Origin of the sequence: Cronbergia sp. UHCC 0137, from assembly GCF_034932285.1 — a bacterium.
In the GTDB taxonomy this organism is placed as follows: Bacteria; Cyanobacteriota; Cyanobacteriia; order Cyanobacteriales; family Nostocaceae; genus Cronbergia.
The window spans coordinates 36,288-47,455 of the sequence record NZ_JAYGHC010000040.1 but is presented as its reverse complement, the minus strand read 5'-3'; the positions used below and the strand labels follow the sequence as shown (position 1 = coordinate 47,455).

Sequence of the window (11,168 nt, the reverse complement as noted above, 5' to 3'; positions counted from 1 at the left end):
TAACTCTCTTAAATTCAGGACTTATGCAAAATATCTCACTTCAACCCTTCGACAAGCTCAGTGACCACTCAAAACCTCATTTCTCTGTGAACTCTGTGCCTCTGTGGTTTGTTTTTCAGTGACTTGTGCGTAAATCCTCAAATTAAACGATCAAGCATTGGCAAAAAAGTTCATTTTTAAACCGTGTTGAGAATACTTACTGCAATCCAGGAAGTTCCAGTCCACTGGTCAACTCTTCCATGCGTTCCCGCATAGTCGCTGTAGACTTGTTATAAGCTTCCTTCATTGCCGCCGTCACCAAGTCACCAAGCACTTCAGCACCTTCATTTAAAGCATCTGGAGAAATTTCCACTCGTCTGGGTTCTTGGTTTCCACTCACAACCACCTTAACCAGACCACCTCCAGATTCCCCTTGAATTTCCATCTGCTCCAATTCGTCTTGGAGACGCTTTGCACCTTCTTGAACCTGCTGTGCCTTTTTAAAAGCCTCGGCTAGTTCTTTCATTTTTCCTAAGCCGAAGCCAAATCCCTGTCCTTTTCCTGTCATAATTAACTGCCTGCACGTGCTTTGAATAACAAATCAAATTCAATTATAGATGGGGTGGGTAATTGGTAAAGAGTAATTGGTAATTTGGCAAGCAGAAATGGTCAGGGGTAAAAGGTAAAATTTGTCATTTTCGCCGCCCCCTGTTTCCCTACATCCCTTAATAAACAGCCTGAAACTCACCAATCATTTTCACTTCCGGCTCTAACCAAATAGACCAACGTTCTTGTACCTCATATTGAATATGACGAATTAAATTAAAGATATCGCTGGCTTTAGCCCCACCACGATTAACGATAAAATTAGCATGGAGTTGTGCTACTTGCGCTCCACCAATTTGAAAACCTTTCAAACCAGTTTGTTCAATCAGCCACCCCGCCGTGTAAGATTGGGGATTGCGGAACACACTCCCACAACTGGGAAAATTATAAGGTTGGGTAGAAAGCCGATGCTGTTTGTGTTCCTTAGTTATGGCCATAACCTTTGCCGGATCTGCACCCGGCTGGAGTTGGAAAGTAGCTTGAGTTACTATCCTTGGTCCACCTTGGAGTGATGAACTCCGATATCTGTAACCTAATTCTGCTGGAGTGAGAGTTTCCAATGTTCCATCAGGTGAAAGTAATTGGGCGCTTACCAACATATCAGCCGTAGAACTTTTGTGTGCGCCAGCATTCATCACCACAGCACCACCAACACTACCTGGAATCCCCACAGCCCACTCTAATCCTTCCCAACCCAAATCTGCCGCTTCCCATGCCAAAGCAGGAATAGATTCTCCAGCAGCTACAGTTAACTGGCCTGTTTCCTGGTCAAAATATTTAGAGCGGAGATGACGAGTAGCGATCACTAGCCCTGGGATACCTTGATCACTGACTAACAAATTAGAACCAGCGCCTAATATTGTTACTTTTAAATCATGTTCTTTAGCATAGCGAATACTTGCTTGCAGCCCATCTAAGTTGCGGGGAGCAACATACCATTCGGCTGCACCGCCAACTCTATAGGAAGTTAATGCTGAAAAAAACGCTTGAGACTTGAGGACACAATTAGTCCCTGGTAAATAAATTACTTGACTATCGCCTAATTGATCTCTTTCTGGTCTCTGTAAAGTCAAATCAGAAACTCTACAGACTTTGCCATCTGCCTGGGAGGTTATCATTTTTACTTCAATGTGTGATGTTTCAATGTCTATTGTCTACCGTCTAATTACGGAAGAAAAATGCAATTAGGAAATAAGTGCTAGTAGTGTAATTTACTCAATAACAAAACCTAGCAAATTTTCTTAACTTTTAAGATGTGGCTTGAGCCGGTTCGGTGAACATGGAGATAATTTCTGGAATCACCTGATTCAAGTTACCTGCACCTAAAAACAGCGCCAAGTCTCCAGGACTTAGCGTTGGTAATAAAAACTCGCACATTGAGGATAAATCTGGTTGATAAACTACCTGTGGATGGTGCTTGCTAATCGCATCTGCTAACTGTTGTCCAGTAATCTGCCCTAAATCTGGTTCACCAGCACTGTAAATATCAGTTAGTATCACTAAATCAGCATGGGTAAAACATTGGGCAAATTCTTCTAAAAAGGTAAGTGTACGAGTATAACGATGGGGTTGGAAGATAGCGACTACTCTTTGTCCTGGTCTAGCTTGGAGACGGGCAGCAGCTAGGGTGGCGCGAATTTCGCTAGGGTGATGGGCATAGTCATCAATAAAGGTAATACCAGCAGCTTCACCCCTAAGTTCAAACCGTCGTCTTGCACCTTCAAAATTAGCAATCCCTTTGGCTATTTCCCCAAATTCTAAACCCACCACTCGACCAACGGCCACTGCTGCTAGGGCATTGCTGAGGTTATGGCGACTTAAAAGTTGCAAATTCAATACACCTAATGGCTTACCTTTTTCCCAAACCAGTGCTGTTGTTCCATCAGCGCGATAGTCAACATTGGTAACTGTGTAGTCGGCTTTGGTTTCTGGTTGGAGGCTATAGCTGATTGTTGGTTTTAACCTATCGCGCACTGTGTCACAATCAATGCTACCAATTAAAACTTTACAACCCTGGGCAAATTTTTGGAAGGTCTCCACCACTTCCTCTAATGTGTCATAATGGTCAGGGTGATCAAGTTCAATATTGGTAATCACTCCAATTTCCGGCGCGTGTTTCACCAAAGAACCATCTGATTCATCAGCTTCAGCTACCAGATATCGACTTTCCCCTAGACGAGCATTACCTTCCCAAGCCTTGACTTCACCACCAACTAAAATTGTTGGGTCAAGACCAGCTTCCAGCATCATATAACCAATCATGCTACTGGTTGTAGTCTTCCCATGAGTTCCAGCCACCGCAACACTATAATAATCAGCAATTAAGGCAGCTAGAACATCTGAGCGATGCCAAATTGGGCAACCTAATTCCAATGCTGCTTTATATTCCAAATTATTGGCATTAATAGCCGTTGAACATATTACCTGGGGCAATATTGCCGTGGCCGATGACAATTGTTCTTGTGAATTTAATAATACTCCCTTCGCTGATACTTGAGGCACAAAAAATTCAAGATTGCTTGCTTCTTGTCTACTAAAAATATGAGCGCCTAAAGATTCCAGTTTATGGGTAATGTGATTGGCACGCAAATCAGAACCGGATATTGGCAATTTACGCTTTGTCAAAACGTAGGCCAGAGCAGACATTCCGATGCCACCGATCCCAATGAAATGAAATGGCTTACCGCTAAAATCTATATAATGATTCATTCCTTACTCCTCTTAGACCACACCACACACGCCATAATCACAAATGACACACGTATCATAACAGGAATTTGTTTTTTACCGATACTACTCCTGCATTATTTTTATAACTGAATAAATGCCTGATGTTTTTCTCTTTTAGTTATTTCCAAAAGATTTGACTCCTGATTCCCAAGTATTTGTATAATTCTTCAGAAAAATTTGTCCAGATCGGGAAATAAATTTTGGTAATTTTCAACACATGATTTACTGTTAATTACTAAAATTAACCGCAATAAAATTTTGGTTGCAAAACCAAATCTAGAAGGACATAAGTTGACTACAATAATACACTGGAAGTCAAATAATTCTTCTATTGTCTAAAGCCAATCATGAATTTATGCAGGACATAGCAATTTTTGGTGGCACATTTGATCCCGTTCATCAAGGACACCTATTCATAGCTCAAAAGGCTGTGGAGCAGTTTTGCCTAGAACAAGTGATTTGGGTTCCATCCCAAAATCCTCCTCATAAACAAGCAGCTTTGTTTGAGCATCGGGTAGCAATGCTGCAACTAGCAACACAAGAAAATCCCAAATTTACTGTCTCATCAATTGAGTTACAAGATTCTGGAACTTCTTATGCCATTAATACTTTTAAGAACTTATCCTCCTGTTACCCGAATACACACTGGTATTGGATTATAGGTTTAGATGCTTTCCAAACGTTACCTAATTGGTATGGTGGAGATGAACTAGCGCAAATGTGTGATTGGTTGATTGCACCCCGACATCTAGGTGGTGAGAATATAGCTCAAAGTAAGGTAATTTGCAAGGGTATAGAGCAGAATTTTAAAGAAAATTTACATATTAACTGGAAACTATTGTCTATCCCCTTAGTAATAATTTCGTCAAGCATGATCCGTAGGCTTTCTTGTGCAGGTTATTCAATTCATGATTTAGTGACAGAGCCGGTTAGAGCTTACATCAATACCCACAGGCTCTACTCTAATAATTCTGAATAAATTGTGAGTTTTTTTTTAGATATAACGCTTTATGGTTATGAGTACCCCCCCCTTTGCGATATGATTGGGTTCAACGATATCAACTTATAGGCATAAATACAGAGGGTAAGATACTGTGATTAGAGTTGCAATCAACGGTTTTGGGCGCATTGGACGTAACTTTGCACGCTGCTGGGTGGGTAGAGAAAATAGTAATATTGATCTTGTTGCTATTAATGACACCTCAGACCCTAGAACCAATGCTCACCTGCTGAGATATGATTCCATGCTAGGTAAGTTAAAGGGTGTTGACATTAGTGCTGATGATAATTCCATCATCGTTAATGGTAAAACGATTAAATGTGTATCGGATCGCAACCCTGATAACTTGCCTTGGAAAGAGTGGGAAATTGACCTGATTATTGAAGCAACTGGTGTTTTTACCAGCAAAGAAGGGGCAATGAGACACGTCAATGCCGGAGCAAAGAAGGTTCTAATCACTGCTCCTGGCAAAAATGAGGATGGTACTTTTGTGATGGGTGTGAATCATCATGAGTACGACCACCACAAACACAACATTATCAGTAATGCCAGTTGTACTACCAACTGCTTGGCTCCCATTGCCAAAGTATTAAACGAAAAATTTGGCATCATCAAGGGGTCAATGACCACTACCCACAGTTACACTGGAGATCAGCGATTATTAGACGCTTCTCACCGTGATTTGCGTCGGGCTAGAGCGGCAGCTATCAACATTGTACCTACTTCTACGGGTGCGGCAAAAGCAGTGGCTCTGGTAATTCCAGAATTGAAAGGTAAGTTGAATGGTGTAGCTTTGCGTGTACCTACTCCTAACGTTTCCATGGTGGATTTCGTGGTTCAGGTTGAGAAGCCAACTATCACTGAAGAAGTTAACCAAGCCCTCCGAGCTGCGGCTGAAGGTCCACTGAAAGGGATTTTGGGCTATAGCGAACTTCAACTTGTTTCATCTGATTATCAAGGTACTGATGAATCTTCGATTGTTGATGCTAATTTGACTTTGGTTATGGGCAATGACATGGTGAAGGTTATGGCTTGGTATGATAATGAGTGGGGTTACAGTCAACGGGTTCTTGATTTGGCGGAATTAGTAGCTCAGAAGTGGGTATAATTCCCAGTTCTCATTCTTGAAGTAAGGAAAGGGTGGGGTTTCCCTGCCCCTACTGGTGTTAACTTAACCTAAAACCCTAATAATGCCGTTAGATCAAACTTATTCAGTTCCCCAACAATCAAGAAGAACCCCACCCCCGCTTTTGCTTTAGCAAAATCTCCCCTCCTCTCTTGAGGCTACGGTGTACACACAAGTGATCTGATTACCCAAAACAAGCCCTGGCGATTAGAAATCACGGCTACACAAACAAAGTCCACCTGCGTGGACTGAAGAAAAACTACTTATTTTTAACCCACGGAGGTGGGTTTTGCCTGTGTAGTTGCGGTTTCTAACCGCCGATTTAATCTTGATAAGACTTGTGTGTACACGGTAGCTCTTGAGGGGAGGGGATTAAGATAAGGGGTAAAACTTCTGTGGGACAATGATTTGAGTTTAAGTTGACACCAATGCTTCCCCTACTGGCTAAAATGTTTAAATCCTTGGTTTAGAGTGAGGGTTTGGTCAGGAAATCTTTGCTCTTGATCATGTAATAAGACTGTTAAATTTTCTGTGATTTTGCCAATTATGGCTGCACCTGTGCCTAGTTGTTTAACTAAAGTTTCTGCTTGAGCTTGGGGTAAACATAGGACTAATTCAAAGTCTTCACCACCATAGAGAAAATATTCTCGTTGTTGTTGTGGTGTTAGCCAGTGTTTAAAAGCTGGTGGAAGGGGGATTTGTGCGTGTTCTAAAATGGCTCCGACACCACTAGCACGACAAATTTGCAATACTGCATCTGCTAAACCGTCGCTGCTGTCCATGCCGGCGATGCTAGTTTTGGGTTTGATGATTTGATGAAGAATGGGTATGACATCTAAACGTGGATTGGGTCGCTGGTGTGCTTTGATTAGAGATGCCTGTTCTTGGTTTTTGAGGTTTTGACCTATTTCGGGATGGAGGAGCAGTTCTAGACCAGCACGGGACGCTCCGTGAATACCTGTGATAGCGATCGCATCTCCAACTTTTGCGGCAGAACGACGGATAATAAAATTGGGATCTACTTGACCAAAGGCTGTAATTGCTAAAGTAGTAATGGGCGATCGCACGACATCACCGCCCACAATAGTAGTATGATACTTTTGCAAGCATTCTGTCATTCCCTGATATAGTCTTTCTACCCAATTAACCCTGGTATTCCCCGGTAAACCTAGTCCGACGGTGATTCCCAAGGGAAAAGCCCCCATTGCGGCTAAATCTGATAAATTAGCAGCCACAGCCCTCCAACCCGCATCCTCTGGGGAGGTGGTAAGATCGCTAAAATGTACACCATCAACTAGCATATCTGTGGTGACAACTAGAGATTTGTCTGGTGGAGTGGCTAATACAGCAGCATCATCACCAATAATTTCTGGTGGACAAAAGCGTTGTAATCTAGATAAAAGACCTTGTTCACCAATATCCTTAACTTGTAGGGAAGATAATTCACTATTCACAATTAAATTTACAGCGATCGCTTTACCAAAATGTTGCTTTAATCTCCCTCAACTTGCAACCAATTTTCCAAATCACCAAGAGTAGAGAAATCTAACAACGCTTCACCCAGTGTTTCTACCTGTTCCAGGGATAATTTCTGAATTTGTAACAGCAGTACATTAGGTATTTTACCTAATTTTTTGTTTAATTGTCGCAAAATGAGCGATCGCGCTTCTTTTTCACGACCTTGCTCATGACCTTCTTCTTTTGCTTCCCGAATAGCTCTTGGTTCTTCTGTTATTAATCCCAGCATCGCTTTAATCTCTTCTCTATTTAGGTTAGTTAGTTTGTAGACGATAATTGTCGTCACTATATCTATTATCGCTTGTTCTGAAATTGTGTCTATCTGTGTAGCTTTTGCTTGCGCTATTAAAAACTTTGCTGCTTCCACAGCTTGTCTTTTCGGAGTCGTAGTTAGCAACATTAACCCCAATCCTAGCGGTTGTTGTCGCAAATCTCCCAATTCATTCAAATATATCCTCCGAACTTTTTTACTCTCCAATAAAACGCTGTGAATTGTTGGGTTTACTGGTTCTAGGCTACGAGAAGGAAAAATTATTACTCCAAACCAGTCATCGTAACGGATGGAATGACGGTAAAGAAATAAAAATAACTCTGTAAAGAAGCGGTGATATAGGTCTTGGTCTTCTTGAAATTGGACTTCTGCAAAAAATACTGTTTTATTAACTGCGTTATCCGGTGGTAAAAATACTCCATCAATACGGAAAGCTGTTTCTTTGACTTCGATGGATTCAAATTGATAATTTCGCGCTTCTGGAGGTGGTTCATCTACCAATTCAAAGAGTAACCCAGGGAATTGTTTAAAAAGTTTGTAGAAAATTGAGTCTCGACGCATGATTAATTACAGAATTGTGCTTTAATCTCTCTCAAGTTGTAACCAATTTTCTAAATCTGTAAGAGTAGAGAAATCTAACAACGCTTCACCCAGTGTTTCTACCTGTTCCAGGGATAATTTCTGAATTTGTGACAGCAGTACATTAGGTATTTTACCTAATTTTTTGTTTAATAGTCGCAAAATGAGCGATCGCTCTCCTGTTTCACGACCTTGCTCATGGCCTTCTTCTTTTGCTTCTCGAATAGCTCTTGGTTCTTCTGTTATTAATCCCAGCATCGCTTTAATCTCTTCTCTATTTAGGTTAGTTAGTTTGTAGACGATAATTGTCGTTACTATATCTATTATCGCTTGTTCTGAAATTGTGTCTATCTGTGTAGTCTTTGCTTGCGCTATTAAAAACTTTGCTGCTTCCACGGCTTGTCTTTTCGGAGTCGTAGTTAGCAACATTAACCCCAATCCTAGCGGTTGTTGTCGCAAATCTCCCAATTCATTTAAATATATCCTCCGAACTTTTTTACTCTCCAATAAAACGCTGTGAATTGTTGGATTTACTGGTTCTAGGCTACGAGATGGAAAAATTATTACTCCATACCAGTCATCGTAACGGATGGAATGACGGTAAAGAAATAAAAATAATTCTGTAAAGAAGCGGTGATATAGGTCTTGGTCTTCTTGAAATTGGACTTCTGCAAAAAATACTGTTTTATTAACTGCGTTATCCGGTGGTAAAAATACTCCATCAATACGGAAAGCTGTTTCTTTGACTTCGATGGATTCAAATTGATAATTTCGCGCTTCTGGAGGTGGTTCATCTACCAATTCAAAGAGTAACCCAGGGAATTGTTTAAAAAGTTTGTAGAAGATTGAGTCTCGACGCATGATTAATTACAGAATTGTTGAAGGTGCGTTATTTGCAAGGTTAACGCACCCTAGATGACTATTACAATTACTTGGTAATAGTTTTATAAATCAAATTTTGGGTAGGGTCGAGATTAACATTGCTGACACCTTTTTGAGCAAATACATAATCCTTATTTTGCCATAAAGGAACATAAGGAATATCTTTGACAACTTGGGTTTGAATATCGGCAAATATTTTTTTTCTAGCTTCAGGATTTTGTTCTTTGCGTTGCTGATCAATCAGCTTATTCATTGTTTCACTATAATAAAAAGAACCTTGGGTTTGACTTCCACCATCTTCGCATCCTTTAGCATCTGAGCCTTTTTGACAGGCTAAAAATGGTTGTACATAATTATCTGGATCTAGGAAATCTGGATACCAATCAAGTAAAGCAATTGGATATAAACCCTTGGAAATGTTTTTAAAGAAAGTAGCACCTTCTACAGTATTTACTTCCAATTGTAATAAGCCGTCCATCTTTCTGTCAGCTAGAGATTTGAGCGTCTGTGCTGTCAAACTGCGGGTAGGTGAACTAGCTGGATACCAAACTTGAATTTTGGCAGGATTTTCTTTGGAAAAACCAGCAGTAGTTAATAATTTTTTGGCTTGATCAAAATTAGCGTCAGGATATTTTTCCTTAAATAGTGGCTGGGAAACATTAAAGGTAGTGGGAATCATGCTGTAAAGGGGATCAGCTTGATTATATAAAACTCGCTGATTTAACAGTGGACGGTCAACCAATGCAGCGATCGCACCCCTCACTTCTACTTTATCCAATGGTTTTTGATTCCGGTTCAACACCATATAACTAACTACACTACCCTGAGCAGTGATCGCTTGCCAATCTCCTTTTTTCGCACTTTCTTCTAAACTACGAATCTGATCTGGTTGTAACGACAGGTAAGCTACATCTACCGCACCAGTCCTAAACGCATTAAATAAATTCACAGGACTGGTCTGAATTTGGACGTTAATCCCTTTATTAGCTGGTTTTTCTCCCCAATATTTGTCAAATACATCCAATCGTATGGAATCAGTTCCATACTGACCTAATTTATAAGGGCCTGTTCCTACAAAAATATTCGGTTTAAATTTTCCAGCACCCAGTTCATAAGCTGTGGGGGAAACTGCACACACCCCAGAAAAAGCTAACAATGAAGGAAAGGCTGCAAAGGGCTTTTTCAGCTTGATCGTTAACTCATTTTCTCCAGTGGCTTTAACAGAATCTACGGTATCAGACAGTAAAAAAGATGGTTTACCTTTATTTTCAATAAAACGCTGAATGCTAAACGCCATTGCTTTAGCGTTAAAAGGAGTATCATCATGAAAAACCACCCCTTGGCGGAGCGGAATGGTGTAAGTTAGACCATCTTCGCTAACTTTGGGTAATTCTGTGGCTAATTGGGGTTTTATTTCTGTTTTGCCCGGTTCATAAGTGTAAAGGCGATCGCTCATATTAAACACTAAACCCAAAGATGCCAATTCATACGCATCCGCCGGATCTAAAGTTCTTGGTTTTGATGTAGTACCGATAGTAATCCGACCATCACCCACAGGGGTATTAACCACACTGGATGAAGGTGTAGTTGTTTGTTGTCCAGGTGTGCAACTAACAGCCAAGAATAAACATATAGAAAACAAAGATAGAAATTTCGTAATTCTACCCCACCGTCTCATAGACAGGGAAAGCCAAGTTATCATGATTAATATTTTTTAGATCACCAGCTAGTTATTCTACTATATGTGTGCTTTGGGCGATCGCGGTGGAGATTGATCAAAAAAAGAAGCAACCTGACAAGTTACCCCTGGCGCGATCGTCCTAAAATTTAATTAATATCATCTAGATAACCACCGTTGTTATATTATACAGCAACAGACATAAATCTTACTGCGGGTCTATCCGTATGGGTTGGCGGACGAAGATAACTCATCGGTAATGTTACTACTGTCACAGTATTGCCAACCATATCAAAAAATTCAACACTGTAACCAGTCTCTAGTCCCAGCACGTCATGTCGTTCCACTATAGTCCCAATATCTCCAGAATATACACCTTCTTCTGGAAGATCACGCAATAAAATTATATCTGAGTAAAGGGGAAAATTCATCGCAGCGTCCACTATTACTAATCAGGAATTAAGGTAATCAAGCGAGGAAAATCTGTGCCAGTATCTATTTGCCAAATTGTCTTAACCAGAAGTTCTCTGTTAATAGGAGTCACTAGGTTGGCACTAACCTCATATCTTGTACCATAAACAGTTTCCTTAACCATATTAACATCTACAGTTAAGTGAAACTTGCGAATATCTGCTTCTAGCTGCTGCCATTTATCAGGAGAATAACCAAATTGGATTAATAGCTTTGCCTTTGACCCACCACGCTTGTGATCAGTGTTCAACAAATACTCAGTCAACTTGGATGACTCAATTACTGCAATATTGCTATTGGGAATTTTCATGTATGTGATGGCAGTCAC

Annotated in this window: 11 protein-coding genes; 2 read left to right on the top strand and 9 right to left on the bottom strand. The window is 40.5% G+C overall.

The genetic code is table 11. From position 1 onward, the window contains the following. Nucleotides 1-196: 196 nt before the first annotated feature. The 3 genes from VB711_RS19065 to murC form a co-directional block, all read right to left on the bottom strand. On the bottom strand, nt 197-547 hold the full coding sequence (locus tag VB711_RS19065) for a YbaB/EbfC family nucleoid-associated protein (protein ID WP_323287810.1): 351 nt from the start codon (nt 545-547) through the stop codon (nt 197-199). A gap of 157 nt (nt 548-704) precedes the next feature. Continuing rightward, nucleotides 705-1,703: a UDP-N-acetylmuramate dehydrogenase gene (murB, locus tag VB711_RS19060; RefSeq protein WP_323287809.1), complete on the bottom strand. Its 999-nt coding sequence runs from the start codon at nt 1,701-1,703 to the stop codon at nt 705-707. 130 nt (nt 1,704-1,833) lie between these two features. Continuing rightward, entirely contained in the window at nt 1,834-3,294 is a 1,461-nt protein-coding gene (murC, locus tag VB711_RS19055; protein WP_323287808.1) for a UDP-N-acetylmuramate--L-alanine ligase, read from the bottom strand. A gap of 376 nt (nt 3,295-3,670) precedes the next feature. Between murC and nadD the strand changes: the two genes are divergently transcribed. Then, nucleotides 3,671-4,294 carry a nicotinate (nicotinamide) nucleotide adenylyltransferase gene (gene nadD / locus VB711_RS19050; RefSeq protein WP_323287807.1) on the top strand — a complete coding sequence of 208 codons (624 nt, stop codon included), beginning with the start codon at nt 3,671-3,673 and terminating at the stop codon, nt 4,292-4,294. A 115-nt stretch (nt 4,295-4,409) separates the two neighbouring features. Beyond that, a complete protein-coding gene (locus tag VB711_RS19045; protein ID WP_323287806.1) occupies nt 4,410-5,423 on the top strand; it encodes a type I glyceraldehyde-3-phosphate dehydrogenase in 1,014 nt (337 codons plus the stop codon). 455 nt (nt 5,424-5,878) lie between these two features. Here the strand turns inward: VB711_RS19045 and thiL are convergent, their stop codons facing one another. From thiL to VB711_RS19015, 6 genes are all read right to left on the bottom strand, one after another. After that, nucleotides 5,879-6,895, bottom strand: a complete 1,017-nt coding sequence (gene thiL, locus VB711_RS19040; RefSeq protein ID WP_323287804.1) for a thiamine-phosphate kinase — start codon at nt 6,893-6,895, stop codon at nt 5,879-5,881. Between the two features lie 38 nt (nt 6,896-6,933). After that, nucleotides 6,934-7,791, bottom strand: a complete 858-nt coding sequence (locus VB711_RS19035; protein WP_323287803.1) for an Rpn family recombination-promoting nuclease/putative transposase — start codon at nt 7,789-7,791, stop codon at nt 6,934-6,936. 21 nt (nt 7,792-7,812) lie between these two features. Next, nucleotides 7,813-8,670, bottom strand: a complete 858-nt coding sequence (locus VB711_RS19030; RefSeq protein ID WP_323287802.1) for an Rpn family recombination-promoting nuclease/putative transposase — start codon at nt 8,668-8,670, stop codon at nt 7,813-7,815. Between the two features lie 67 nt (nt 8,671-8,737). Then, nucleotides 8,738-10,369 carry an ABC transporter substrate-binding protein gene (locus tag VB711_RS19025; RefSeq protein ID WP_323287811.1) on the bottom strand — a complete coding sequence of 544 codons (1,632 nt, stop codon included), beginning with the start codon at nt 10,367-10,369 and terminating at the stop codon, nt 8,738-8,740. A 185-nt stretch (nt 10,370-10,554) separates the two neighbouring features. Beyond that, a complete protein-coding gene (locus VB711_RS19020) occupies nt 10,555-10,800 on the bottom strand; it encodes a DUF4926 domain-containing protein (RefSeq protein WP_323287801.1) in 246 nt (81 codons plus the stop codon). Between the two features lie 17 nt (nt 10,801-10,817). Next, nucleotides 10,818-11,168, bottom strand: coding sequence for a DUF6883 domain-containing protein (locus VB711_RS19015; RefSeq protein ID WP_323287799.1), 351 nt, complete (start codon nt 11,166-11,168; stop codon nt 10,818-10,820).

What these genes read in the sequence shown, in the direction of transcription:
- VB711_RS19065 (WP_323287810.1), bottom strand. Translation starts at nt 547, where the DNA reads ATGACAGGAAAAGGACAGGGATTTGGCTTCGGCTTAGGAAAAATGAAA.
- murB (WP_323287809.1), bottom strand. Translation starts at nt 1,703, where the DNA reads ATGATAACCTCCCAGGCAGATGGCAAAGTCTGTAGAGTTTCTGATTTG.
- murC (WP_323287808.1), bottom strand. Translation starts at nt 3,294, where the DNA reads ATGAATCATTATATAGATTTTAGCGGTAAGCCATTTCATTTCATTGGG.
- nadD (WP_323287807.1), top strand. Translation starts at nt 3,671, where the DNA reads ATGCAGGACATAGCAATTTTTGGTGGCACATTTGATCCCGTTCATCAA.
- VB711_RS19035 (WP_323287803.1), bottom strand. Translation starts at nt 7,791, where the DNA reads ATGCGTCGAGACTCAATTTTCTACAAACTTTTTAAACAATTCCCTGGG.
- VB711_RS19030 (WP_323287802.1), bottom strand. Translation starts at nt 8,670, where the DNA reads ATGCGTCGAGACTCAATCTTCTACAAACTTTTTAAACAATTCCCTGGG.
- VB711_RS19025 (WP_323287811.1), bottom strand. Translation starts at nt 10,369, where the DNA reads ATGAGACGGTGGGGTAGAATTACGAAATTTCTATCTTTGTTTTCTATA.
- VB711_RS19020 (WP_323287801.1), bottom strand. Translation starts at nt 10,800, where the DNA reads ATGAATTTTCCCCTTTACTCAGATATAATTTTATTGCGTGATCTTCCA.